Annotated in this window: 23 protein-coding genes; 7 read left to right on the top strand and 16 right to left on the bottom strand. The window is 62.0% G+C overall.

What is annotated here, in order from left to right; genetic code table 11:
• Positions 1–2 precede the first annotated feature (2 nt).
• The 11 genes from IPK17_RS29110 to IPK17_RS29060 form a co-directional block, all read right to left on the bottom strand.
• Positions 3–383: a glycerophosphodiester phosphodiesterase gene (locus IPK17_RS29110; RefSeq protein ID WP_343421208.1), complete on the bottom strand. Its 381-nt coding sequence runs from the start codon at positions 381–383 to the stop codon at positions 3–5.
• The gene (locus IPK17_RS29105) at positions 377–1,456 is read right to left on the bottom strand and encodes a glycerophosphodiester phosphodiesterase (protein WP_343421207.1); all 1,080 of its coding nucleotides are present in this window, start codon (positions 1,454–1,456) and stop codon (positions 377–379) included. The genes IPK17_RS29110 and IPK17_RS29105 overlap by 7 nt, the downstream gene beginning before the upstream one ends.
• Entirely contained in the window at positions 1,447–2,532 is a 1,086-nt protein-coding gene (locus IPK17_RS29100) for an ABC transporter ATP-binding protein (RefSeq protein ID WP_343421206.1), read from the bottom strand. Before IPK17_RS29100 ends, IPK17_RS29105 begins: the two co-directional genes overlap by 10 nt.
• On the bottom strand, positions 2,533–4,110 hold the full coding sequence (locus IPK17_RS29095; protein ID WP_343421205.1) for an ABC transporter permease subunit: 1,578 nt from the start codon (positions 4,108–4,110) through the stop codon (positions 2,533–2,535). It abuts the gene before it with no gap.
• Positions 4,110–5,096: a carbohydrate ABC transporter permease gene (locus tag IPK17_RS29090; protein ID WP_343421204.1), complete on the bottom strand. Its 987-nt coding sequence runs from the start codon at positions 5,094–5,096 to the stop codon at positions 4,110–4,112. The genes IPK17_RS29095 and IPK17_RS29090 overlap by 1 nt, the downstream gene beginning before the upstream one ends.
• Before the next feature lie 87 nt (positions 5,097–5,183).
• The gene (locus tag IPK17_RS29085) at positions 5,184–6,524 is read right to left on the bottom strand and encodes an ABC transporter substrate-binding protein (protein ID WP_343421203.1); all 1,341 of its coding nucleotides are present in this window, start codon (positions 6,522–6,524) and stop codon (positions 5,184–5,186) included.
• 142 nt (positions 6,525–6,666) lie between these two features.
• Positions 6,667–6,897 carry an SEC-C metal-binding domain-containing protein gene (locus IPK17_RS29080; protein WP_343421202.1) on the bottom strand — a complete coding sequence of 77 codons (231 nt, stop codon included), beginning with the start codon at positions 6,895–6,897 and terminating at the stop codon, positions 6,667–6,669.
• 20 nt (positions 6,898–6,917) lie between these two features.
• Complete coding sequence (locus tag IPK17_RS29075) at positions 6,918–7,916, bottom strand: anaerobic sulfatase maturase (RefSeq protein WP_343421201.1); 999 nt, start codon at positions 7,914–7,916, stop codon at positions 6,918–6,920.
• A 32-nt stretch (positions 7,917–7,948) separates the two neighbouring features.
• Positions 7,949–8,653 carry a sulfatase/phosphatase domain-containing protein gene (locus IPK17_RS29070; RefSeq protein WP_343421200.1) on the bottom strand — a complete coding sequence of 235 codons (705 nt, stop codon included), beginning with the start codon at positions 8,651–8,653 and terminating at the stop codon, positions 7,949–7,951.
• Positions 8,586–9,434: a sulfatase gene (locus tag IPK17_RS29065; protein ID WP_343421199.1), complete on the bottom strand. Its 849-nt coding sequence runs from the start codon at positions 9,432–9,434 to the stop codon at positions 8,586–8,588. The genes IPK17_RS29070 and IPK17_RS29065 overlap by 68 nt, the downstream gene beginning before the upstream one ends.
• A gap of 194 nt (positions 9,435–9,628) precedes the next feature.
• Positions 9,629–10,555: a hypothetical protein gene (locus IPK17_RS29060; RefSeq protein ID WP_343421198.1), complete on the bottom strand. Its 927-nt coding sequence runs from the start codon at positions 10,553–10,555 to the stop codon at positions 9,629–9,631.
• 220 nt (positions 10,556–10,775) lie between these two features.
• On the opposite strand from IPK17_RS29060, the gene hemC reads away from it, so the two are divergent.
• From hemC to hemB, 3 genes are read left to right on the top strand one after another with little or no spacing between them, the layout of a single operon-like run.
• On the top strand, positions 10,776–11,714 hold the full coding sequence (gene hemC / locus IPK17_RS29055; RefSeq protein ID WP_343421197.1) for a hydroxymethylbilane synthase: 939 nt from the start codon (positions 10,776–10,778) through the stop codon (positions 11,712–11,714).
• Positions 11,711–12,523 (top strand): uroporphyrinogen-III synthase, encoded by an 813-nt coding sequence (locus IPK17_RS29050; RefSeq protein ID WP_343421196.1) that lies wholly within the window; start codon positions 11,711–11,713, stop codon positions 12,521–12,523. Before hemC ends, IPK17_RS29050 begins: the two co-directional genes overlap by 4 nt.
• A complete protein-coding gene (gene hemB, locus IPK17_RS29045) occupies positions 12,513–13,547 on the top strand; it encodes a porphobilinogen synthase (protein ID WP_343421195.1) in 1,035 nt (344 codons plus the stop codon). The genes IPK17_RS29050 and hemB overlap by 11 nt, the downstream gene beginning before the upstream one ends.
• A 4-nt stretch (positions 13,548–13,551) precedes the next feature.
• Here hemB and IPK17_RS29040 read toward each other — a convergent pair whose 3' ends face one another.
• From IPK17_RS29040 to IPK17_RS29020, 5 genes are all read right to left on the bottom strand, one after another.
• Positions 13,552–14,814 carry an amidohydrolase gene (locus tag IPK17_RS29040; RefSeq protein WP_343421194.1) on the bottom strand — a complete coding sequence of 421 codons (1,263 nt, stop codon included), beginning with the start codon at positions 14,812–14,814 and terminating at the stop codon, positions 13,552–13,554.
• A 726-nt stretch (positions 14,815–15,540) separates the two neighbouring features.
• Positions 15,541–16,425, bottom strand: a complete 885-nt coding sequence (locus IPK17_RS29035) for a carbohydrate ABC transporter permease (RefSeq protein WP_343421193.1) — start codon at positions 16,423–16,425, stop codon at positions 15,541–15,543.
• 3 nt (positions 16,426–16,428) lie between these two features.
• The gene (locus IPK17_RS29030) at positions 16,429–17,652 is read right to left on the bottom strand and encodes a carbohydrate ABC transporter permease (RefSeq protein WP_343421192.1); all 1,224 of its coding nucleotides are present in this window, start codon (positions 17,650–17,652) and stop codon (positions 16,429–16,431) included.
• A 78-nt stretch (positions 17,653–17,730) separates the two neighbouring features.
• Positions 17,731–18,987: an extracellular solute-binding protein gene (locus IPK17_RS29025; protein WP_343421191.1), complete on the bottom strand. Its 1,257-nt coding sequence runs from the start codon at positions 18,985–18,987 to the stop codon at positions 17,731–17,733.
• Positions 18,988–19,048: 61 nt separating this feature from the next.
• Positions 19,049–20,068 (bottom strand): SIS domain-containing protein, encoded by a 1,020-nt coding sequence (locus IPK17_RS29020; protein ID WP_343421190.1) that lies wholly within the window; start codon positions 20,066–20,068, stop codon positions 19,049–19,051.
• A gap of 124 nt (positions 20,069–20,192) precedes the next feature.
• Here IPK17_RS29020 and melA point away from each other — a divergent pair, with 124 nt between their 5' ends.
• The 4 genes from melA to IPK17_RS29000 are packed head-to-tail and all read left to right on the top strand — an operon-like array spanning position 20,193 to position 23,958.
• The gene (gene melA, locus IPK17_RS29015; RefSeq protein WP_343421189.1) at positions 20,193–21,503 is read left to right on the top strand and encodes an alpha-galactosidase; all 1,311 of its coding nucleotides are present in this window, start codon (positions 20,193–20,195) and stop codon (positions 21,501–21,503) included.
• Between the two features lie 11 nt (positions 21,504–21,514).
• Positions 21,515–22,318 (top strand): endo alpha-1,4 polygalactosaminidase, encoded by an 804-nt coding sequence (locus IPK17_RS29010; protein WP_343421188.1) that lies wholly within the window; start codon positions 21,515–21,517, stop codon positions 22,316–22,318.
• Positions 22,319–22,321: 3 nt separating this feature from the next.
• A complete protein-coding gene (locus tag IPK17_RS29005; protein WP_343421187.1) occupies positions 22,322–23,179 on the top strand; it encodes an LLM class flavin-dependent oxidoreductase in 858 nt (285 codons plus the stop codon).
• Positions 23,176–23,958: a DeoR/GlpR family DNA-binding transcription regulator gene (locus IPK17_RS29000; RefSeq protein WP_343421186.1), complete on the top strand. Its 783-nt coding sequence runs from the start codon at positions 23,176–23,178 to the stop codon at positions 23,956–23,958. The genes IPK17_RS29005 and IPK17_RS29000 overlap by 4 nt, the downstream gene beginning before the upstream one ends.
• Positions 23,959–24,085: the final 127 nt, after the last annotated feature.

The raw sequence follows: 24,085 nt of genomic DNA, 5'->3' as shown, positions 1-24,085 counted from the left end.
GGTTAAGGGCGCGGAATGACGAGCAGTTCCGGTTGATCGGAGCAGATGCCGTCCACGCCGAGCGCGGTCAGCGCGGCGATCTCTTGAGGGCGTTCCTCATGCCAGCACACGATGCCCAGCTCTTCTGCGCGCACGCTGTTGATCCACGCTTCGGTGAGCAGCGCTGAGGGCGACTCAAAGCGCTCCCAGCACGGATGCACATAATCCGCTTTGACCGAACGTGCCAACAGCACGGGGTCGACGTTGGCGGACGAGAAGAGGATCGACGTGACCGCTTCAGGCGCATTCGCTTTGATTTCGGCGACGAGATCCGGGCGGAACGAGCCAAAGATGGCGTAGCGCAGCATCCCGGTCTCGCGCAGCACCGTCAGCACCGTCACCATCGCCCCGGCGTAATCTCTTTGATGTCGAGGTACAGCCCCAGTTGGAGGTCGGAGCAGAGTTTGGCCATTTCTTCGAATGTGAGCACCGGCTGACGGTCGGGCGGCGTGGCGGCGCGCAGTTCTGCCAGCGTCAAATCGCTGATGAGACCGGGCACACCGAACACGCGCATCAGGTCGGCGTCGTGCGCGATGACGGGCACATTGTCGGCGGTCACGCGAATGTCAACTTCGACCATGTCCGCGCCGAGGTCTGACGCTTTCTCGACGGACGCGGTCGAGCCTTCCTGCGCGTAAGCCGACGCGCCGCGATGGGCGATGCGCAGCGGTCGCCGTTGATGGGGCGGCAGGGTTGCGCGCAGATGCTCCGTCCACCAGTGGATACGCTCGGGAATCCACGCGAACAGCGTGCTCCACGGTACAAAGACCGCCGTGGCGAGGTCAAACTGCTGCGCGAAGTCGTAGCTTGGCATGAAGGCGAGGCGTTCGAGATACGCATGCACGAGATTGTTGTTCACGGGGAGGCGGTCGAGGATGCGACCCGCGAACAGCGGCGTCACGAGCACGCCCATGCTGCCGCTGCGCGGCCCACACGAGCGATTCGTCTTCGCCTGGCGTTCGTGCAGCCACTCGATGAACGGGGCGAAGGCATGCTTGCCCGGTTCGGAGTACAGCGCGACGCGCCCTCCCTCAAACGGCACGCCGCCGTTGGCATCGACCATTGGATGCCAGTCGCCATGCCAGCTCGCCTCGGCGGCGATCACGTTTTCCGACGCGTCGAGGTAAACCCAGATGTGTTCCAGTTCGTAGAGATGCTGGATGTCCCAGTCCCACCAGATCGCGTATTCGATGGCGCACAGCGCGTTCGGCGGCAGAATGATGTCGCGCGGAAACGACGGTGATTTACCGCTCGCGCGTATGACCGTGTAGCCGACGACCGAGGGCAGGAACGGCTCACGTACGTCAAAGCGGAGGCGCGGTGCGTGGCGCACGGCGAGATCGTAGTCGACCTGCTCGGGGATCGCGCGGTCGAGCGTCTCGAAGTGGGCATCGGGGGTAGCGTAGTTTACTGCCATAGCAGCGACTGCTCCGTTTGCGGGTCGAAGAACTGCACGTTGGCGGTATCGAAGCGCAGGCTCACCTGATCGCCGGGGCGAATGCGTTTTTCCGGCGCGGCCAGCACATATAGGTGCGTCTCGCCGATGACGACGTCCAGCATATCATCGCGCCCGAGCGGTTCGACGATATAGACCTCGCCTTGTACATCGCCATCCTCCGCCGCACCGTCGGCGAGCTCAATGTCTTCAGCGCGGATGCCGAGCTTCACTTTTCGGGTGCGCGCTGCCGCTGCCCGCGCGCCGCGGGGATGGTCAGCTTGAGCTGGTCGTTCTGCGCCATAAACTGTTCGCCGCTGGCGGTGACTTACATCGAAGATGTTCATGGGCGGGTTGCCGATGAACCCGGCGATGAACAGAGTTTTTGGACGGTCGTACAGGTCTTCCGGCGTGTCGAAGGCTTGCAGTTTGCCGCGGCTCATCACGGCGATGCGGTCGGCCATGGTCATGGCTTCCGTCTGGTCATGGGTGACGAAGACCGATGTGATGCCGAGCCGCTTTTGCAGGTGCTTGATTTCGCCGCGCATGGTCAGGCGCAGGCGGGCGTCGAGGTTGGAAAGCGGTTCGTCAAACAGCAGAATGTCCGGCTCTTTGACGAGCGCCCGCCCCAGGGCGACGCGCTGCTGCTGCCCGCCAGACAGTTGACCGGGGCGGCGATCCAGCAGTTCGCCGATGCCCATGACTTCGGCGATGCGGCGCACGCGGGCTTCCTGGTCGCGCCGCGCGACTTTTTTGAGCTTCAGCGGGTAGGCGATGTTGGCGAACACGGTCATGTGCGGGTAGAGCGCGTAGCTCTGGAACACCATGCCGATGTTGCGTTCGCGCGGTGGCACCTGATTAACCACGCGTTCGCCAAAGCGGATCACGCCGCCGCTCGGCTTGTAGATGCCCGCGAGCATGAGCAGAGTGGTCGTTTTGCCGCAGCCCGATGGGCCGAGGAAGGCGACGAATTCGCCATCGCGGATGTGCAGGTTCAGGTCGTTGACGGCGGCCACTTCGCCAAAGGATTTGCTTAAATGATCAATTTTGACTTCCATCTATGAACTTCCCTTGGTTCCACCGGCGTAGATATTCAGCAAGTATTCTTGCGCGAAGACGAAGAAGATGAAGATCGGCAGCAGTTGGAACAGCCCGACCGCCGCCACCTGATTCCAGTTGATCGCGGCGACTTCGCCAGTCAATTGGCGGATGTAGACGGGCAGCGTTGATACCCCCGTGCCGACGCTGTAGGTCGCGGGGATCAGGTAGGCATTCCAACCGTTGATGAACGAGAAGATGCCGAGCGCCAGCAATCCGGGGCGAATCTGCGGTAGGATGATCTCGTAAAACGTACGCCAGCGGGACGCGCCGTCGATGAGCGCCGAGCGTTCCATATCCCACGAGATGTTGTCGAAGAAGCCTTTCATCAGCCACACGCCGAGCGGCAGCTCAAACGCGATCATCACCAGCGCGATACCACCCACGGTGTTATAGCCGACCAGATCGCCGATGATGGGCAGGCGGCTCAGGTTGATCAGCACGAGGAAGATCGGGATCAATAGGGTGACCGCCGGGAACCCGTGCAGGATCAGCGTCATGGACAGGAACGTTTGCCGACCGGGGAAGTTCATGCGCGCGAGCGCATACCCGGTCATCGAACACACGAGCAGCGACGAAAGCGTCATGACCACCGCGACGATCAATGAGTTGAGCGTGACGGCGTAAATATTCGCGGTTGGGCCGCCGATAATCGCGCCTTGCAGGAAGTTCCAGTTAGCGAGCGTCCACCCGCCGAAGTTGCCGTTGGCGTCGACGGGGACGAGCCCCTGCGTGCGCACGGAGAACGTCGCAATGATCAGCCACAGGTAGCCGACGAACAGCGGCACGAGCATGCTCGCGAGCACCAGATGGGGTGTCCAACCGGAGGGGATGATCAGCGCGACCGTGGCCAGCGCCAGCGCGATCAGCAGGCCACGCACCAGCCCGGTGGTGTCGGTCTGGCTGATGAGCGCGACGCTGACGGGGATTTGCAGTTCTTCGCCGCCGCGGGTGAGGCGTAAGCGCAGCGTGTCGTCGATTTGCGCCTGCGCGATGAGCGTTTGCAACTGCTCCATCGTGACGGGGTCGCGGCGCAGCGCAATGATGATGTCGCCGGGGAGGAGACCCGCGGCTTCCGCCGGGCCGCCAGGAATCAGGTCGACGACTTCAATGCCGGCTTCGGTTTGGCGCATGGAGAACCCGCGCGTCGGCGCTTGCCGGAAGACGCCCGACCCGGTGGTCGCCTGATAGCCGATGAGCAAGCCATAGGCGATCCCGGCGATCAGCCAAGCGGCGATCAACGCGGCGACGAACTGCCGCCGCGACCGACGCGCGCCAGCGCCCCCAGCGATACAGGCGGCGGTCGGCAGCAAACCGATGAGCAGCGTCGCCAAGGTTTGGGTGAAGTTCTCTTCCACGTCGCCCCCTTGCAGGGCGGGGCGGAAAAACCAGGTCAGGAAGGCGACCGCGACCAGCAGCACCAGTGTTGTGATGACCGCAAAGCGCAGCCCGCGTCCAAAACCGCCGATCAGCGCGCCGCTGAAGGACGGCGGCGGTTGGATGAGCGGGGAGCTGGGTGTCAGCGTATTGGTCGTCATCAGAGCACCTCAATCTTAGGTTCGCTCACCAGTTCGCGGAAGCGGAACACGCGCATGTAAACGATAGCCAGCACCACGCCAATCGCCACGAGGACGACCGCGAACGCCGAGCCATAGCCCCACTGGGCGTTGCCAAAGTAGTTCGACAGCGCGCGGTGATACGCGGTGAGCGCCCAGACCTCCGTCTCGTAGATGCCCGGCCCGCCGTTGGTGAGCAGCAGAATTTGCTCAAATGAGGTGAGCAGGGAGAGCGTTTGATACGTCACGACGAACAGCAGCGGCCAGCGCAGCATGGGCAGAATCACATAGCGAACACGCTGCAGCAGCGTCGAACCGTCGACCAGCGAGGCGTTGAGCAGGTCTTTCGGGATGGCTTCAATGGCCGACGTGAAGATGATCATGCCGAACGACAGACCGATGAAGCCGTTGACAAGGATCACAAAGGTCCACGGGTCTTCCGCCGCATAGACGACGGTCGGCTGTCCCAACAGAATATTCACCTGATTCAGAATGCCGTACGGCGGTTCCGCAATGATGCGCCGCCACATCAACACGTAGACTGACCCGGAGGTGATGCGCGGGAGCAGCCACAGCGCCCGGTAGAAGAACCCGGCGCGGCGGTTGACATGCACGGTGAGCAGGGCGACCAGTAAAGCAGCGCCAATATTGAAGAGTGACAGCGTCACGACCACATAAAAGACTGTATTGAACAGAATCTTTTTGGCAAAAGCATCATTGAGGAGCGTCGCATAGTTTTGCAGCCCGATGAAGTTCATCTGACTGATGTCCGACGTGAAATTGGCCGTCGAGAGATCGGTCAGGCTGAGATACACAACCAGAATCGCCGGGATGATGAAGAACAGCACCGCCAAGATGATCGCCGGCGTCATAAACCCATAAGCGATCAGGTTGGCTTGAAGCGCGCGGAGTCGGCTGCGGGCTGGGACTGCGGAAGGGGTATTGAACTCAGAAACACGTTCAGTCATAAAGCTTCCACACGATGTGAACACACAGGCACAGGGGTGACCGGGGGCAGACGAGCCGCCCCCGGCCAAGGAAAATCTGAGTATGAATTAGCGGATGGTGATCTGGTCGCCCAGTTCGCTGGTCAGTTGATCGACGGCCAATTGCACAGCCGCATCCGGCGCCGTATCAGCGGCGGCCGCCTGAACAGCCGTCCACCACGCATTCGACCACGCCGTCCAACCGGGGTCGTTCGGGATGGCGGTGGTGTGATCGAGCATGTAGTGCGCCTGGCTGATCGCCGGGTTGCCCACATAGTCGTCCGATTCGAGCTGCGTGTTGAGGATGCCGAGGTGGAAGCTGTCGATGGCGTGGCGGTTGTTCGCTTCCGGCGTGGTGACGGCGGCGATCAAGGCCATGGCGACATCCGGGTGTTCGCTGCTGCTGCTGATCATGTAGGAGAGCGGGTGCGTCAGGGTGAGCGGACCGACTTCGTCGTTGAGCGCCGGGAACAGCATCAGGCTCATGTTTTCGAGCAGATAGTCATTGCCACCGCGATCCGCCACGAAGTTGCGCGCCCAGTTCGCCCAGTTCCACGTGCCGCCCTGATAGAACAGGACGCTTTCCGCGGTCGCCACGTCGGCATGCAGGATGTTGCCGTCGATGCCGATCGTGTCGGGGCGGGTGATGCCGGAGTCGCTGAAGCTGGCGATGAGTTCGAGCGCGGACTGCGCCGCGGCGGTATCGAAGACCAGTTTGCCTTCGTCGTCGAGCACCTGACCACCTTCGCCGTAGTACCAAATCAACCAGTCAGGGCCATTGCTCTGGCGATGATAGAAACCATGACCTTCTTCGACCACGCCTTCGTCAACTGCTTGCTGGGCGGTGGCGACGAGATCCGCCATCGTGAATTCGCCGTCAAGTACGCGCTGAGGCAGCGAGTCGATTTCTTCCTGCGACCAGCCGAGGTCGGCGAGCAGCAGTTTGGAGTAGAAAATCGGGCGGGCTTCCGCATCCTGCGGCACGCCCCACGTCTGGCCGTCCCACATCTGCGAGTCCCACAGGGTTGGCACGACATCCGCGAATTCAGGGTGCGCGCCGATCAATTCGTCGAGCGGCATGATATAACCCGCGGGCGCCCACGCGCCGATGTCTTCGTGACCGGAGAGGATGATATCCGGGGCTTCGCCTGCTTCCGAGGCGAGCACGAATTCGTTCTTGTATTCACCCCAGTCTTTGTCGTCCTGAATGAGAGTCAGGTCAAGCTGAATGCCGAGGGCGGCTTCGACCTGTTCTTCGACCTGCGCAAAATTGTCGCAGCGCCAGCCTTCACCACCGTTGGTGTTAGCCTTGCAGCGAATCGTCAGCGCGATGGCGTCCTGCGCCATCACAAAGCTGGTGCTCACGACGAGCAGGCTCAGAATTGCCAGCAATACAACGAATTTCTTCATCTCTCTAGCGCCTATGTGAAATAACCGACACGCTGTGTAGCCGTTGGTCAGTATACCCGGTGAATGTAGACGACGTTTGGTTACGTGTCATCTAACGTTCTTTTAACTATAGATTATGGATTGACGCAGTTTGGGTTAATCGTTACATGACTCGCCTCCCGTGACACTTCTTGAATTTCAAACCGCTGCCACACGGACAGGGATCGTTGCGTCCCGTGTGCGCTAAGCGTTCGCGAAGTTCGGCATCCCGGCGTGCCATGGTAACCATGATGCTCGCGGGCGGTCGCTGCCGGGTGAGTTCCGCCGCCATGTACTCCATCGCGGGGCGGATGTGTTCGAAGAAGGCTTGATAGCCTGCACATAAATAGTTCAAACCCGCTTCACCATCTGGCGTTACGTTGAAGCGGTCTTTGGGGCAACCCCATGACATACAAAGCGCACCGAGCAGTCCCGACAGTAGCGGGGCAAGCTGTCCCGTTTAGCCGCGCCGAACGCGCGCTGTTGGTCGCTCACCGCGATCGCGCTCAGCGGTACATCGACGATGTTGCCGACGAGATGCTGCGGTTCGACGAAGTGATCGCACGAATATACGTCGCCGGTGTGCTCCATGGCCAGCGCCGCGCCGCACGTCTCTTCAAACACGCACAGCCCCGGCGCATCCCCGACCCACGCCGCTAACGCCACGTCGAACATCTGCACGTACACCTGACCGACATCGTGGCGTACCCACTCTTCGAACACGTCGATGAGGAAGCGACCGTAACCCGCTCCGCTGACGGAACGCGCGGTTACGTGGTTGGCCTCCTGCGATTCGAGGTGTTCGACGATCGGTATAAACTGAATATAGCGGATACCGACCTCATCGCGCAAGAAACGATAGACTTCCAGCCCATGATGCTCGTTGGCAGCGTGCACGGTGGTCAGCACATTGAACTCAACACCGTGCTGCTGGAGCAGGCGCACGCCGCGCAGCACGCGGTCAAAGGTGGGCTGACCGCCTTTGTCGACACGGTAGTGATCCTGCAGCGCGCGCGGTCCGTCGAGGCTGATGCCGACCAGGAAGTTGTGCGCTTTGAAGAAGGCGCACCACTCGTCGTCGAGCAGCACGCCGTTGGTTTGCAGCGAGTTCTGGATGTGTGTGCCCGGTTTGCGGTACTGCTGCTGGTAGCGGATGGCCTGCTGGAAGAAGTCCAGCCCCATGAGTGTCGGTTCGCCGCCCTGCCATGTGAACGTGATATCACGCGCCGTCTGCGCCTCTAGGAACTGGCGCGTATGTTCCGCCAGTAAAGTGTCCGCCATGCGGTGATCGCTGTCAGGGTAGAGCCGCTCTTTCGCCAGATAGTAGCAGTAGGTGCAGTCGAGGTTGCAGACGGCGCCGCGCGGCTTGGTCATCACATGGAAGGCGTGGGGCTGTGTGCTGATGCTTAACCCTCCTGATTCGAGAGTCCCAGACGGGTGAATTGTTCAGCGGGCGCATCGTTGCGCCCCAGCAGGTTGATCAGATAGCTGAGCATCCGCCCCTCGACCTCCGCGTCCTGAAGCGGCTGGAGTTGTCCGGGATCGGCCTGCACATCGAATAACATGGTCGCGAATTCCGTCGGTTCGCCCCACGGTCGACCGGGCAGGCGCAGCACCGGGCAGCCCTTGGTGAAGGCGAACGGCGGCGCGAGCGCGGCGTTTTGCAGTTCGGTCGGCGTGAAGCGCGTGCGGATGTGTGTGGGCATGAGCGTATATTCGTAGAGCGGTTGATTGCCCGGCATGGGCGCGCGCATATAGACGTAGTGCCCGTCGGTCACGTTGATGTGCCCGCCGAATGCGCCGAACAAGGCGGCTTCGCGCACAGGCTGGTCCTCGGCGATGGTCGCGCGCAGCGGGCGACCTTCCATATCTGCGGGCAGCGGCACACCGAAATAGTCCAGCAGCGTGGCGGGCAAGTCAATCAACTGGACGAGGCTGTTGCGCCGTTCGTCGGCTGTGCCGCAGCGCGGATCCCAAATGAACAGCGGCGTATGCGCGTTTTCGTTGTACCACGGCGCGACGTTTTTGCCCCACCAGTCGTGTTCACCGAGCAGCAACCCGTGATCGGTACATACGATGAGCAGCGTATCGCGCCACAAATCGAGATTCATCCATCACATCTAGCAAGCGCCCGAGCTGATCGTCGCAGTAGCTGACGAGCGCGGCGTACTCATTGCGCAGGTGGTGCACCGCTGTGACATCTTCCGTGACGCGCCCATACGAAATCCAGTCGAGCAGCGGACCGTCGTATTCGTCTGGGTACAGGTCTTTGTAAGCCTGATGCGTGAAGAATGGCTCATGTGGATCGAACGTTTCGAGGTGCAGAAACCACTGATCTTCGTGCTGATTGTGGCGGATGAACTCGATGCCCTGCGAGAAGGTCAGCGCCTGCGGTTGGGTCTCCGGCGTGGGCATGTACTGGCGGTTGATGAACTCCTGCGTCCACATGCGGCTGTTCTGGTTGCGTTCCATGCGGCGTGTCACGGGCGGAATGGCGAAGGGCGGGTTGACGAAGCCTTTCCAATTGTCACCTTCCTGCCCACGGTTGAATTCCCACGAGTTGTAACGCGGGTGGGAGGTCGCGCCACCATCTTCGAAGTAATGCGTGTGGTCGGTGACGAGGTGCGTATACACGCCATTCGCGCTCAGCAGCTCCGGCATGGAGTCGTCGAAGGGTTCGAGCGGCCCCCAACTGCGGTGCATAAAGTTGTAGCGCCCGGTGTGAAACTCACGGCGGGCAGGCATACACGGCATGCTGCCGATGTAGCAGTTGTCGAAGGTTACGGTGCGGCGCGCGAGGCGTTGAAAATTCGGGGCATGGACCCAATCGCCGCCGTAGGGTGGCAGCATGCGGCGATTGAGCGAATCGAACATGAGCAGAACAGCTTTCACGAGCGCTTTCCTGTTCGGTGGGCAGAGCGGTAAACTGCTGCAACGCGGCTGACGTCACTTCAGTATAGCCCGTTTTTCGTCTGACCGACAAAACGTTGACCTGGGCTGTCGGACGACCAGAAGGTCGTTCCTACGATGGTTCACCGGGCAAAACTGACTGCTCCTTCAAGCCTTGCGGCGCGAGCGAACTTGAATTACTCCGGAATGCCGAGATCCGCCGCACCCGTGTTCGACGTGCTGAACTGCGCTCCGCTCCGTGCCAGATGCTCCATACCGATGAAGGCGCGGCGGACGCGCTCTTTGCCCGTCGAAATCGCGGCGTTTTCGAGGTGAATCCCGCTCGGGTAGATGTTGGGGGCGTTACGCAGCCCGAACTTGAGGTAGATCGGCGCGCCGACACGCACGATCTCCGCCAGCTCGTGATAGCGTGTGAAGCCGCCGAGGCCATCCGGCCCTTCGATGTACAGATCGATGGGGATAGAGAGCACCTGTCGCAATGCCGCCAACCGGGCCAGCGAAATATCCGACGCGACGTTGATGGTGTTCAGCCCGGCGTCTTCCAGCATTTTGATGCCAATGGGGTTGGCGACGCCCATGAGCGCCGAGCCTTTCATGATCAGGTTTTTCGGCAGCAGACCGCGTTCGCGTCCCTGATTCACCAGCCAGATCAGCCCTTCGTCGGCGGGGAGCACACTGCGAATGCCGAGATCGCAGGCGCGTTCGACATCGTTGTAGCCATACGTCAGCTGATCCATGCCGAGATGCCGCCAGCCGAAGATTTTGCCGTCCGGCGTAAGCGGAATCGCGCTGCCTTCCCATGGTGCGCGTGGACCGACGAACAGGCAGACTTCAATGCCTGCTTCCCGCCCTAAGCGGCCCATCTCGCGGATATCGGCATCCGTCAGCAGCATGATCCCGCTGCCCTGCGACACGCGGTGGATGGTCAACCCGAACGAGCGCGCGGTGTCCAACACCGCCTGCAGAGCGGCGGGGCCTTCGACGCTGGGAATCTCGACGCGATACTGCGCGCCATCCGGGAAGCGGTGCGGCGATGTGGGCAGATCATGCCGATCGCCCTCCGGCAGCCCTAAATCGCGCAGTAGTTGTTGGACGTGTCTCACGATGTTTTATCCTTCCAAAAGTGGAGTTTATGGAGCGTAATTATGGTCGCAGATGCCCGCGCCGCCAACCGAATTCGCCGGTTCGGAACATTTCGAACCGGCACAGCCAGCGCTTCTGGTTGTATGATAGTTCCCACCTGCACAGGTTCGGCATGATTCACACGACAGTTTCCCGGCGTCGACAGCCGCGCGGGTGGTCAATGCCGCTAGAACAGGACGTATGGATACGATTGATGCACTGAAATTTGGTACGCGCGGCTCCGAGCTCGCACTGTGGCAGACGCGGCATGTGCTGGCGCTGCTCCAGGCGGCTCAGCCAACGCTGCGCACGAGCTACGAGATCTTCAAGACGCACGGGGATCGCGTGTTGGATACGCCGCTGCCGCTGCTCGGCGGCAAGGGGGTCTTCACGGCGGAATTGGAAGCTGCGCTGCGCGACCGACGTATCGACTGCGCGGTCCAGAGCCTGAAGGATCTGCCGACTGAACCGCCGCCCGGCTTGGTGATTGGCGCGCTGACCCCGCGCGAAAACCCGGCGGATGTACTGATCAGCCGCCGGGGCTACACGCTGGCGACGCTGCCCCACCGCGCCGTGGTGGGGACGAGCAGCTACCGCCGCGGCGCGCAGCTGCTGCACGTGCGCCCTGACCTCAAACTAGTCGACATTCGCGGCAACGTCGATACCCGTGTGCGCAAAGCCCTCGCCGCGGACAGCGAGTATGATGCCATCGTGCTGGCCTACGCCGGACTGCATCGGTTGGGACATGAGGCGGTGATCACGCAGATTTTGGAACTTAACGTGATGCTGCCCGCGCCGGGACAGGGGGCAATTGCTGTGCAGACGCGGGACGACGCGGCGCTGGTGCACCTGTTAGCGCTGATTCAGCATGCCGAGACGGCGCTGGCAGTGACCGCCGAACGCGCCTTCCTGGCCGGGTTAGGGGGCGGGTGTTCGCTGCCCGTTGCGGCGTATGCGCGCCGTGATGGCGCTGTGTTCCACTTACGGGGGCGTGTGTCAGCGGTCGATGGCACCCAGCAAATGGATGTCGAAGCGTCCGCCTCGGTCGAGGATGAGCCCGCCGCCGCCGCGTTTGGTCGCTCGCTGGCGCAGACCGCGCTGGATCAGGGGCTGCGCGCGTTGTTGGAGCGGCGACCATGAGCGACGGGCTAAAGGGCAAACGGATTGTCAATACGCGAGCACTCGCTCAGGCACAGGCACTGGATGATCTGCTGTATGCCCACGGCGCGATTCCATTCAGCTACCCGTGTCTGCGGATTGTGCCACCGGACGATCTATCACCGCTTGATTTGGCACTCCGCAATCTCGCCGCCGGACAGTTCGACTGGCTCGTGCTGACGAGTGCGAACACGGTACAAGCCTTGCGCGAACGACTGGATGTACTTGGCTTAATACTGGCCGCGGAGTCGTGGCGCACGGCGGCGATTGGCCCTGCGACCGCCGCTGCCGCCCATGAATTGCTGGGGATCAGCGGAGTCACTGTGCCGGGTGAGTATCTCACCGAAGCCTTAGCCGATCACCTGCCGCTGGAACCGCGCGCGCGGGTGTTCCTGCCCGCCTCGGCCTTAGCTGAGCCGACGCTGGCCGGTCGGCTGACTATTCGCGGCGCGACCGTCTGCGTGGTCGAGGCCTATCAAACCGTGTGCGGCGACGGTGGCGTTGATCTGGCGGAGTCGCTGAAGCAGCGGCGCATCGATGCGCTCACTTTCACCAGTTCCTCGGCGGTCAGGTGTTTCGTCCAGCGTCTCAACGCTGGGGGCGCGAGCATCGAGTCGCCGTGCGAGCTGTGCGCCGCGCGTATTGGCCCGCGAACTGCCGCCACAGCGCGGGCGGCGGGCTTTCGGCAGGTCATTGTCCCGGACGAGCACACCCTCACGGGGCTGCTGCAGGCCCTTACCGACTATTTCAGTCCAGCCAGACAACAGGAAACACGATTCAATGGAACTTGAACACAAGTCCCCGCCGTCCGCCGGAGCAGTCCGTCCGCGGCGCTTACGGCGCACTGCCGCGCTGCGCCGCATGGTGCAGGAAACACGTTTGTCCCCGGACGACTTCATCTACCCGCTGTTCATCCGGCATGGGCATGATTTGCAGCTGCCGATCCGGTCGATGCCGGGGCAGTCGCAGTGGTCGGTGGACCGAGTGACGGAGGAAGCGCGCAGCGCCTATCGTTTGGGTATTCCCGCCGTGCTTCTGTTTGGCATCCCCGAAAGCAAAGATGCCTGCGGGAGCGACAATTACGACCCAAACGGCATCATCCCCACGGCGATCCGCGCGATCAAAGACGCGGTGCCAGAGATGATCGTCATTTCGGATATGTGCTTCTGCGAGTACACGGATCACGGCCACTGTGGCATCATCAATCAACCGGGGGAAGCGCACTATAACCCGCGCCTGCCGGAAGGTTATCTGCTTAACGACCCGACGCTGGAACTGCTGGCGCGAGCGTCTGTGGTGCACGCCGAAGCGGGCGCGGACATGATCGCGCCGTCGGGGATGCTCGACGGGATGGTGCGGGCGATCCGCACCGGATTGGATGCCCACGGCCTCGATCATGTGCTTGTGCTGAGCTACGCGGCCAAGTACGCCAGCGGCTTCTACGGACCGTTCCGCGAAGCGGCGGAAAGCCCGCCGCAGTTCGGCGACCGCAGCCAGTACCAGATGAGCCCCGCCAACCAGCGCGAAGCCCTCAAAGAGGTGGCGCTGGACGTGGCCGAAGGCGCGGACATGATCATGGTCAAGCCCGCACTGCCGTATCTGGATGTTGTGAGTGCGGTGCGTCAGGTGCACAACCTGCCCGTCGCGGCGTATCAGGTGAGCGGCGAATACGCCATGCTGCAGGCGGCTGCCGCCAACGGGTGGCTCGATCTGCGCCGCTGTGCTCTCGAAACGCTGACGGGCATCAAGCGGGCGGGCGCAGATCTCATCGTGACGTACTTCGCGAAAGAGGCCGCGCAGTGGCTCACCGAATAGATCGCTACGCCTCGTAGGTGATGCGTCCATCGCAGATTGTGAGCACGGGGCGCACTTGGGCGATAGCTTCCGGCGGCGTGGCGAATAGATCCGCCGAAAACAGGACGAGATCAGCGAGCATGCCGACTTTCACCTGTCCGCGCACCTGCTCCTGAATTTCGGCGTATGCGCCTTCGCGGGTGTACGAAATGAGCGTATCTGCCAGTGACTGCCGGTGATCGAATGCACCCGGCCCCCAAGCGCGACGGTTGAGCGCGGCGTGCATGCCGATCATCGGATCGGGTGTGACCACCGGCCAGTCGCTGCCAAAGACGAGATGCGCCCCCGCGCCGCGCACGTTCTGCCACGCGAAGCTGCGATCCCAACGTGCCGCACCGACACGGCTGGGGAACAGCTCGTGCGTCTGCGGGTAGGTGATCGGGCTGTGGTAAGGCTGCATCGAGGCGACCACGCCAAGCCGAGCGAAGCGCGGTAGGTCGTCCGGATGCACGCACTCGATGTGTTCGATGCGGTGGCGGCTGTCACGTATACCGTTCGTTTGAGCCGCGAGTTCATAGCCGTCGAGCGTGCGGCGCACCGCCGCATCGCCGATAGCGTGCACGGTGATTTGCAGCCCGCGCGCATCGCATTCCTGCGCAAGCCAGTTGAAATGATCGGCGCTGTAGAGCGCGTCGCCGGCCCAACCGGGACGATCCGCGTAATCGTCGAGCATGAGCGCCGTCCATGACTCCATCACACCATCCATGAACAGCTTGACGCGCCCCGACCGCACTTTTTCGCTCTGGAAGCGCCGCGTCATCTCGACGGCTTCCTGTAAATCCTCGACCGTCGTCGTCGGGAAGATGCTGTATGGGATGTTAACGCGCACACTCAGGTCGCCGCTGTCTTCCATCGCCGCGTAGAACAACCCCTGTTCCAGATCGCCATCCATGTTGTGCACACTGGTGATGCCGAGGCTGGCGCTCAGTTTCAAGCCTTCGAGCAGCCATCTGCGTTCGCGTACGGCGTTCAGTTTAACTTCGCCTGCCGTTCCGTTGATCAAGCCTTTGACCGTGCGTCCCCAGGCCTCAAAATGGCGCAGCACGACCGCGTAGGCGGCGGGTTCGACCAGTTCACCCGTGGCGAGACCGTCGTCGCCCATGAGAATCTCGCTGTTCGGCCCGGTGACCGCGCCGTGCAGCACCCCGGCGATTTCCAGGGCGCGGGTGTTGCCCCATGCCGTGTGATGGTCGTAGCCCATGATGAGCAGCGGACGATCCGGCAGCATGGCGTCGAGTGTGTGGCGGGTCAGGCGTTCGCCGGGGGCAGGATTTCGTAGCGGAACTGCACGCAGTTGACCGATCTTCGTCGGGGTGGGCGGCGGCATGGGCGCGCACGAGATCGCTGACATCGGCCAGCGACTGCGCGTCCCATAACTGCACATGTCCCAGCTCCATCGAGCCGAAGAACAGATGATAGTGACTGTCGACGATGCCCGGCGTCAGCGATGCCTGCCCACCGTCGATCACACGGGTGGTCGCCGTGCGCCAGTGTTCCGCTTCGGCGTTCGTGCCGACGAAAGCGATCCGGTTGCCGTGCAGACCGACCGCTTCCGCCCAAGGTCGCGTTGGGTCGGCGGTGAAGATGCGCGTGTTACGAATCAGCAGTGTATCGCTGGCCACGAATCGGGACTCCTTACGTTTTCGGTGAGCGGGTGAGTATACAGCGGAGTCGTTTGAGCTAGTAGGTTCTGACCTCACCCCCGAAAAGAGGAGAGGGGAACCAACGAGGGTATCTTGAAAGCGCAAACACCCAGAAGAGGTATTTGTAGGGAGGCAGAAGTCTTTCAGTCCTTTTTCCCCCCCCCCCCCCCCCCCCCCCCCCCGCCCGGGGCCCCGGGCCCCCCCCCCCCCCCCCCCCCCCCCCCGGGGGGGGGCGGGGGGGGGGGTGGATAGTTTCACCATTGAAGCCTCATGCCTCGTCCCTACGATGAAACGTCTTAAGGGACTGGTACTTACCCCTTAAATCCGCTGAGGGTGAAGCCGCGGACGACCCAGCGCTGCAGGAACAGGTAGACGACGAGAATCGGCATGACGATCAGGATCGACGCGGCCATCTGCAACCCGAGGTCGCTGGTGTGGCGGTCGTTGTACCACGTCAGGATGATAGGCAGCGTGCGCACGTCGACATCCTGCAAGACGATCAGCGGCCAGAGGTAGGCGTTCCAGTTGGAGATGAACACGAGAATGCCGAACGTCGCCAGCGCGGGCAGCACCTGCGGGATGACGATGCGCGCATAGATCGTCCATTCGGATGCGCCATCGACCCGCGCCGCATCGAGGAGTTCGTCGGGGATGCTCTGCATGAACTGGCGCATGAGGAAGATGCCGAAGGCGTTGAACCAGCTCAGAGCGACCAGACCGAGCAGGTTATTGGTCAGGTTGAATTGGAGCAGAATCAGGTACGACGGGATCATCGTGAGCTGAAACGGGATCATCAGCGTGGCGAGGATGTAGGCGAACAGCACGCGCTTGAAGCGAAATTCGAACTTGGCGAACACGTAGCCGAACAGCGAGCTGGTGAACGTGTGGATTACCACGTTGCTGAGCGCGACGAACAGGCTGTTCGCGTAAAACCGCGCCAGCGGCAGCGACGGGTCGCTAAAGATCGTCTGGTAGTTGCTGAACGTGAACTCACGCGGCAAAAACGTACGCTGTGCCGGGTCGATGATCTCGGCGTGCGTCTTGAACGAGGCGAGAATCGTCCAGACGAACGGCGTCACTGTGAGGATGCAGCCAATGATCAGCACGGCGTAGATCAGCGTGCGCCCGCCGAAGCGGTTGATCGCCTGCGACACTCGACTGGGCGGTTGAACCTCGGAGGTAAAGAGCGCAGGCATCGGCTAGTACTCCCAGTTTGAACGCAGCACGCGGGTCTGCACGACGGTCAGCAGCGCGACGATCACGAACATGGCGACCGACATGGCCGCCGCCCAGCCCATCTTTTCGAAGCGGAACGCGCTCTCGTAGATGTCCAGGACGAGCACGCGCGTCTGTCCGATGCGCCCCGGCCCGCCCTGCGTCATCACCTGAATGAGATCGAAGACCTGAAACGACGAGATGACCGTCAGCACGGAGGTGACGAGAATCGTCGGGCGCAGCAGCGGCAGCGTGATCGACCAGAAGACCTGCAGCGGCGACGCGCCATCGACGCGCGCGGCTTCTTTCAGCGTGTCGGGAATGCTTTGCAGTGCGGCGATGAAGATCACGAGGTTGTAGCCGAAGTCCTGCCACAGGTAGGCGATCACTACGGCGAACAGCGCCGCTGGAACCCCCAGCACATTGGCGCGCGGGTCTTGCAGCCAGCCGATGGGCGTCACGCCGAAATTCGACAACACGTCATTGAGCAGGCCGTATTGCTGGTTGTAGATGTAGCCCCACATCACGGCCACACCGACCGACGAGGTCACGACGGGGAGGAAGTAGATCGTGCGGAAAATCGTCTTGAAGACGCGATGCACCGACTCGATCATGGTGGCGAGCGGGATGGTGATGAACAGGTTGAGCGGCACGACCAGCAGCGTGAACGCCAGCGTGTTCTGCAGGCTGTTCTGGAAGATCAAGCCGTCGCGACCTTCGCCCGTGATCATCGTCTGGAAGTACTGAAACCCAACAAACGGATTCTCACCGCCCAAGCCGAGGATCGGTCCGCCGACGCGGCGCGGGCTGTAGTCGAAAAAGGCGAGCAAAATCGCCCACGCCAAGGGCAGTACGCTCAACAGCAGCAGGTAGAAGGTCAGCGGCGTGATCGTCCCGGCGACGAAGCCATAATGCCGCAGCATGGTTTGCTGCGCGGGTTTGATTGAGAGCCAGAAGGGGACGAGCAGCACCAGCCCGCCCAACATGCTAATCCACGTGGCGGCGTCCGGCAGCAGGGGCACGAGCAGCGCCAGCAGCAGTCGCCCGAAGATCTGCCCGGAGGCGGTGCCGAGCACCAGCCCGAGCAGCGCGCCGCGCCACGGCGAGCGGTGCCGGTGGTCGAAGATCAGTGGGGTGATGGCACTGCCGAGTACCGCCCAGATCACTAACCAATACAGCGTAAATGCTTGGAGATCGATCGAATCCATGTGCGCGTCTTCCGAGGTCTGCGGATGAAATGGTGAGCGCCGCGTCAATTCGGCGCAGCGCTCACGGACATGGACGGCCTACTGGAAGGTCGCGTTGGCGTCTTCCTCGATGAGGATCAGCGCCTCGTCGACGGACATGACGCCTTGCAGCGTATCCAGAATATACGGATAGATGATGTCGTAGAAGACGAGATCGCGGTCAGGCATGTCGCCAATATAGCGACCCGAGGCCAGCAGCGGGAAGACCGAGTCGAGCCACGGCGCTTCGGCCAGAATGGCGCCGCGCGTGGTTTCATCTTCGACCAGCGACCGCAGCGCGGGGATGGTGTGCGAGTGCAGGTTCCAGCCGAGCGCGTTGTCGGCGTTGGCGGTCGCAAAGGCGACGAAATCCCACGCAGTTTCCGCGGCGGGGCTGTTCGCGGAGACCGCCAGACCCCAACCGGAGTCGGCGGCGAACGCCGGGTCGCCGTTGAAGCTGGGCAGTGCGACATAGCCGAATTCGCCGAAATCTGGGAAGTCTTCGCGCAGGTACACGGCCCACGGGCCGATCAGCGTGATGGCTGCCTGAGTGGTGAAGAAGGCGTTGCCGCCCCAGTTGGCCGTATCGTTGAACAGCACCGGGTCGACAATCCCTTCTTCGACCATGCGCACCATCTGGTTGAGCGTGGCGCGCGCGGCGTCGGTGTCAAACGTGAAGGCGCTGCGATCTTCATTCCAGTAGTCGCCGCCATTCTGCAGAATCCCCGCAAGGAAGCTGAAGGTGATCGCGTCGGCGTTGGTGAAGTGATACCCGGCCACGCTCATCAGACCATTGTCGCCGGTTTGCGCCAAGGCCTTGGCATCGCTGATAAAAGCTTCCCAGTCTGTCCACGCGGGTGGGTAGGTCAGACCAGCGGCTTCGAACAGCGCCGGGTTGACCAGCACCGCGCCGTATTCCATGTTGAATTCCTGCGGCAGCCCGTACACATTGTCGGCGCAGGTGTAGCCGTCCAATGCAGCATCATAGAAGACGCTGGTATCGACCAGACCGGCGGGCATCGGGGCGAGGCGGTCGGAATAGCTGCACACCCACGAGCCGAAGAGTTCGAGGATATCGGCCTCATTGCCAGCGGGCAGGGCAGTTTGCAGCGTCTGGATGTAGAGCTCGTATTCGAAGGTTTCCAGCTCAATGCTGACGTTGGGGTGGGCCGCTTCATAGGCGTCGATGATGGTTTGCAGGCCCTCGTTGAAGGCGCTTTCCTGGTGCGCCCACAACCGCAGCGTGACGGTGTCCTGCGCGGAGACGGCGCTCACCGCAATGAGCAGCAAGATCATGACCAACAATAGTTTCTTCATGACTGCAATCCTTTCACAACAAGACTAATGGCAACAAACCAGACGATGACCTCGTGCGGCCTCAACCAAGAGCGGAGAGCTGCACGACTTGATCCAGATTACGCGGACGATCCGGGTCGAGACCCTTCAGCGTGGCACGGTGATAGGCGAGGCTTTGCAGAATCGGGAGCGCGAAGACCAGCGAACTCGCCTCCGGCAGGCGGTAGTCAGACTCGGCCTGCGTGCCGATAGTGAACGTCGTCGCGCCCAATGCTTTCATCTCGTCCAGCACGGCGCGTTCGGCGCTGGCGGCATTTTCGCTCAGCAGGCCGACGACGACCGTTTCCGCGTCCACCATCGACTTCGGCCCGTGCCGGAATTCCAGTGTATGGAAGGCTTCGGCGTGGGTGAGCGACATTTCTTTCATTTTGAGCATGGCTTCGCAGGCGAGGCCGTAGCGCGCACCGCTGCCGAGGTAGAAGTACCGCTGGAAGCGCTTGGGATCGGCGAAGGGGTGAGCGATGAGCAGCGCGTTTTCGACCCACGCCTGACCCGCTCCGGTGAGCAGGCTGGCGCGGAGCGCGCCCTCACCGAGCAGAACAGCCAACTGCTCCGCCATGACGAGCATCGCCGAGAACGAACGGGTCTGCGCGACGCTTTCTTCTTGCCCCTGCTCGGCGAACAGGTTGAGCGCCGCAGGTTGATTGAGCGGACGGTCGCCATAGCACGAGATGACGACTACCTCACCGCGCTGCTGATCGACGAACTGCTGCGCCGCTTGGATGGTCTCACTGGTCAGCGCCGAGCGGGAGATGGCGACGAGCAGCGTGCGCCCGCGGCGCAGGTAGATGCTTTCCGGGTTAAACAGGAGTTCGGCAGCGGGCACAGCGCGCGCCGCGACGCCCGTGTGCGTTTGCAGCAGGTTGGCCGCGATCATCGATAGGTAATGGGTCGAACCGCAGCCCGTCACGACGATGGAGTCATACGCCCCGGCCTGCCACAACCGCTGCACGTCCGCTTGCTTGGCGCTGACAGCGTGCAGCGCGTCCTGCCAGGCGGCAACTTGCGTGAGGATCTCTTGGTAGGTGGCCGATGCTTGCATATGACATTCCTTGCGTGTTTATGCTCGTTTGTGTGCAGTATACTGAGGTTTTGATTGACGTGCAAGCACTTGGTGACTAAAATGAGCATAACTGTGCGTTGAAAACTGCAAAGGTTGGCTCACGATGACGAAAGTCACGTTTATTGGCGCGGGCAGCGCCGTTTTCGCCTTTGAAATCATCACCGATTTGCTCCTGACTCCGGCGCTGGAGGAGGGCGTGTTCGGATTGGTCGATATTGACGCGGAACGCCTCGAACTGGCGCACCGCATCGCCGAAAAAGTCATCGCCCTGACCGGGCGCAAGTGGCGGGTGGAAGCTTCGACTGACCGGACCAAGATCCTCCCCGGCACGAACTACCTCCTCAATACGATCGAGGTGGCGGGTTTGCCGAATGTGCGCCACGACTTTGACATCCCGATGAAGTATGGCGTGAATCAGTGTATCGGCGACACGATTGGGCCGGGCGGCATCTTCAAGGCGCTGCGCACGCTCCCCGCGTGGATTGACATTCTGCACGATACCGAACGTCTCGCGCCGGACGCACTGGTCATGAACTACACCAACCCCATGTCGCTCACCTGTTTGACTGGAGTGCGTGCATCGACGCTGCCAATTGTCGGGCTGTGCCACTCTATCCCCAACACGGCGGAACAGTTGGCGGGCTACCTCGGCGTGCCGTTCAATGAACTCAAGTTCCGCGCAGCGGGCGTCAATCATCTGTCGTGGATTGTCGAACTGACGCGGAATGGCGAAGACATGTACCCGCTCTTGCGCGAAAAGATGCAGGATCCGGCCATCTACGAGCAGGATCCCGTCCGCTTTGAGATGATGCTGCACCTGGGCGCGTTCGTGACCGAAAGCAGCGGCCACACCTCCGAATACACGCCGTATTTCCGCAAGCGTCCCGATCTGATCGCGAAGTACATGCGTGCGGAGTACCTCGGCGAGACGGGCTTCTATGCGGCGAACTGGCCGACGTGGCGCAAAGAATCGGACGAGTGGATCACGCGGATGCTGGCAGGTCAGGAGGAAGTGCCGCTCGAACGTGGGCCGGAATACGCCTCGTATATTGTCGAAGCGATGGAGACGGATGTTCCGGCGGCGATCTACGCGAATGTGCCGAATACCGGCTTGGTCACCAATTTGCCACAGGATGGCATTGTGGAAGTGCGCTGTCTGGTCAACCGCGATGGCGTCCAGCCCACGCACTTCGGGAAACTGCCCACGCAGTTGGCCGCGCTCGATGCCATGCACATGGCCGTGCATGATCTGGTCGCGACCTCGATGCTGGAAGGCGACCGCGACGCGGCCTGTCACGCGCTCATGCTCGACCCGCTGACCGCGGCGGTGTGCTCGCCCGCGGAAATCCGTCAGATGTTTGAGGAAATGGCGCAGGCGGAAGCGCCGTACTTGCCCGACTGGATGCGCGTTTAATGTGGCGCGGTGTGAAAAGACTCCTTGCGGTTGGTGTGTCGCTGATGCTGAGCACGGCGGCGCTGGCGCAAGCTGTGACGCCAGAAGTGCCGATCATCTGGCAGCCGGAGCCGGGAGTCACCTGGCAGTGGCAACTGACCGGGGAGATCGACACGTCCTATGACGTCGCGATGTACGACATCGATTTGTTCGACGCGCCGCAGACTACGATTGACGAACTGCACGCCGCCGGACGCATCGTGATCTGCTATTTCAGCGCGGGGAGTCATGAAGATTGGCGTCCCGACAGCGGCGATTTTCCCGAGGCGGTGCTGGGCGCACCGCTCGACGACTGGCCGGGCGAACGCTGGCTCGATATCCGCCAGTTGGCCGCCCTGCAGCCGATCATGGCGGCGCGGCTGGACTTAGCAGTTGCTAAGGGCTGCGACGGCGTCGAACCGGATAACGTCGATGGCTATACGCAGGCGAGCGGCTTTCGCAGCACCTACGCCGATCAATTGGCGTACAACCTGTGGCTGGCGGAGGCGGCACATGAGCGCGGCTTGTCGATTGGGCTGAAGAATGACCTCAACCAGATTGCCGATCTGGTCGACGCGTTCGATTGGGCGCTCAACGAACAGTGCTTCCAATACGAGGAATGCGAACTGCTGCTGCCCTTCATCGACGCTGGGAAAGCTGTGTTCGGCGTGGAATACCGTGAGGAAGGGCTGGATCCGGCGGACTACTGCCCGGTGGCGCTGCGTTATGGCTTTTCGTGGCTGACCAAGACCTATGATCTCGGCGCGGAGCCCCCGCAAGCCTGTGAGAGTGACTAGCGTATGAAATTTGGTTTGCAGATCCCCAATTTAGGGCCATTCGCTGATGTGCATAGGCTGATCAAGCTGGCGCAGGAGGCGGAGGCCGCCGGTTGGGATGGCTTTTTCCTGTGGGATCACGTGGCTATTCCTGACCGGATGGCGGATGCGACGACGGTCATGGCGGCATTGGCGGCGGTGACCACGCGCCTGCGCTTAGGCGTGCTTGTGACCGCGCCCTCCCGCCGCCGCCCGTGGAAGCTGGCGCGTGAATGGACGACGCTCGATCACTTGTCGAACGGGCGCGCGGTGCTCGGCGTTGGCCTCGGTGCATCAGATTATGACTTTGAACGCTGTGGCGAGGAAGCCGAACCGAAAGTCCGCGCCGCGCGTATGGATGAGGCGCTCACCATCATCGATGCGCTGTGGAGCGGGCGGGAAGTGACGTATCATGGCCAGCACTTTCAGGTGGATGGCTTACGCTTTCAGCCGACACCCATTCAGCAGCCGCGCATTCCGATCTGGGTGGCGGGCTTTTACCCGAATCCCGCGCCACTGCGCCGCGCCGCCCGTTGGGATGGCATGTTTGCGATTCGCCCGAACGATCCCATTCAGCCCGACGACTGGCGGCAGATTCTGACGACAATTGCCGAGCTGCGGTCGGACATGGCACACTATGACGCGATCCACAGCGATATTACGCAGGGGGAAGCTGACCGTGAGCGGGTGACAGCCTATGCCCGCGCTGGCGTCACATGGTGGCTGGAAGACATCAGCCCGGTGCGCGTGGGCTGGCCGCTAGGCGCAGACTGGCCGGAACCGTGGGACGTGGACGCGATCACCGCCCGCATTGCCCGCGGGCCAATTACAGGGGTGGAATGATGCAAAACACCGATTTGATGACACTGGAACGGCAGGAGCGGATCGTTGAACTGGTCAACGCTCGTGGCAGCCTGACCGTCCCCGATTTGAGCGAGACGTTCGCCGTCAGCGAGGCGACCATTCGCCGCGATCTGATCGCGCTGGCGGAACGCCGCCTGATTCAGCGCGTGCATGGCGGGGCGATGCGTCTCAGCAAGGTCGCAACCAGCGAGTCGCCGATTATCCAGCGGCAGACGGAGCAGGTGGAGGCGAAAGCGCGCATCGGCAAGGCAACCGCCGAACTGGTGCACAATGGCGAAACGCTGCTGCTGCTCGGCGGCAGCACGGGCTTAGCGGTTGCGCGCGAACTGGCGCAGCATCAGGATTTGACGATTGTGACGGATTCGCTGCTGGTGGCGAACGAACTCTTGGGGCAGCGCAACCACCGCATGATCCTGATTGGCGGCAGCATCGATCCCGACGAACAGGCCGTGCGCGGCACGCTCTCCCGGCTCATCTTGCAGCAAATCCACGTTGACAAGGTGATCATCGGCGCAAAAGCGATTTCCGTCAGCCGCGGGATCAGCGCGGAGACGCCGGAAGAGGCTGAACTCTTCCGCGGGTGCATGGCGTGCGCGGATCAAATCATCGTCGTGAGCGACAGCAGCAAGTTCCACAAATCTGCGCTGGCCAAAGTGATCGGCTTGCAGGACGTGCACATCCTCGTGACCGATGACGGGCTGGAGCCTGAGCAGCAGGCGAGTCTGCACGACCTCGGCATCCACCTGATCATCGTCTGAGGAATTGAAGTGCCCCGAATTCAGGGAGGGGGCGCCAGCAGACTCGTCATTTCCGCCGCTTCGCCGTTGGTGAATGGGTGTAACCCCTACGCAGCCTCGCTATCCCCGTGTAAAATGAACGTGTAAT

This window comes from Candidatus Flexifilum breve (assembly GCF_016713355.1).
The sequence above is the reverse complement of the archived record's forward strand: the minus strand, read 5'-3'. Positions and strand labels throughout refer to the sequence as shown.

What these genes read in the sequence shown, in the direction of transcription:
- hemB (WP_343421195.1), top strand. Translation starts at nt 12,513, where the DNA reads ATGGAACTTGAACACAAGTCCCCGCCGTCCGCCGGAGCAGTCCGTCCG.
- IPK17_RS29100 (WP_343421206.1), bottom strand. Translation starts at nt 2,532, where the DNA reads ATGGAAGTCAAAATTGATCATTTAAGCAAATCCTTTGGCGAAGTGGCC.
- IPK17_RS29050 (WP_343421196.1), top strand. Translation starts at nt 11,711, where the DNA reads ATGAGCGACGGGCTAAAGGGCAAACGGATTGTCAATACGCGAGCACTC.
- IPK17_RS29030 (WP_343421192.1), bottom strand. Translation starts at nt 17,652, where the DNA reads ATGGATTCGATCGATCTCCAAGCATTTACGCTGTATTGGTTAGTGATC.
- IPK17_RS29040 (WP_343421194.1), bottom strand. Translation starts at nt 14,814, where the DNA reads ATGCTGCCGGATCGTCCGCTGCTCATCATGGGCTACGACCATCACACG.
- IPK17_RS29105 (WP_343421207.1), bottom strand. Translation starts at nt 1,456, where the DNA reads ATGGCAGTAAACTACGCTACCCCCGATGCCCACTTCGAGACGCTCGAC.
- IPK17_RS29020 (WP_343421190.1), bottom strand. Translation starts at nt 20,068, where the DNA reads ATGCAAGCATCGGCCACCTACCAAGAGATCCTCACGCAAGTTGCCGCC.
- IPK17_RS29000 (WP_343421186.1), top strand. Translation starts at nt 23,176, where the DNA reads ATGATGCAAAACACCGATTTGATGACACTGGAACGGCAGGAGCGGATC.
- melA (WP_343421189.1), top strand. Translation starts at nt 20,193, where the DNA reads ATGACGAAAGTCACGTTTATTGGCGCGGGCAGCGCCGTTTTCGCCTTT.
- hemC (WP_343421197.1), top strand. Translation starts at nt 10,776, where the DNA reads ATGGATACGATTGATGCACTGAAATTTGGTACGCGCGGCTCCGAGCTC.
- IPK17_RS29085 (WP_343421203.1), bottom strand. Translation starts at nt 6,524, where the DNA reads ATGAAGAAATTCGTTGTATTGCTGGCAATTCTGAGCCTGCTCGTCGTG.
- IPK17_RS29075 (WP_343421201.1), bottom strand. Translation starts at nt 7,916, where the DNA reads ATGACCAAGCCGCGCGGCGCCGTCTGCAACCTCGACTGCACCTACTGC.
- IPK17_RS29025 (WP_343421191.1), bottom strand. Translation starts at nt 18,987, where the DNA reads ATGAAGAAACTATTGTTGGTCATGATCTTGCTGCTCATTGCGGTGAGC.
- IPK17_RS29070 (WP_343421200.1), bottom strand. Translation starts at nt 8,653, where the DNA reads ATGAATCTCGATTTGTGGCGCGATACGCTGCTCATCGTATGTACCGAT.
- IPK17_RS29035 (WP_343421193.1), bottom strand. Translation starts at nt 16,425, where the DNA reads ATGCCTGCGCTCTTTACCTCCGAGGTTCAACCGCCCAGTCGAGTGTCG.
- IPK17_RS29110 (WP_343421208.1), bottom strand. Translation starts at nt 383, where the DNA reads ATGGTGACGGTGCTGACGGTGCTGCGCGAGACCGGGATGCTGCGCTAC.
- IPK17_RS29005 (WP_343421187.1), top strand. Translation starts at nt 22,322, where the DNA reads ATGAAATTTGGTTTGCAGATCCCCAATTTAGGGCCATTCGCTGATGTG.
- IPK17_RS29095 (WP_343421205.1), bottom strand. Translation starts at nt 4,110, where the DNA reads ATGACGACCAATACGCTGACACCCAGCTCCCCGCTCATCCAACCGCCG.
- IPK17_RS29090 (WP_343421204.1), bottom strand. Translation starts at nt 5,096, where the DNA reads ATGACTGAACGTGTTTCTGAGTTCAATACCCCTTCCGCAGTCCCAGCC.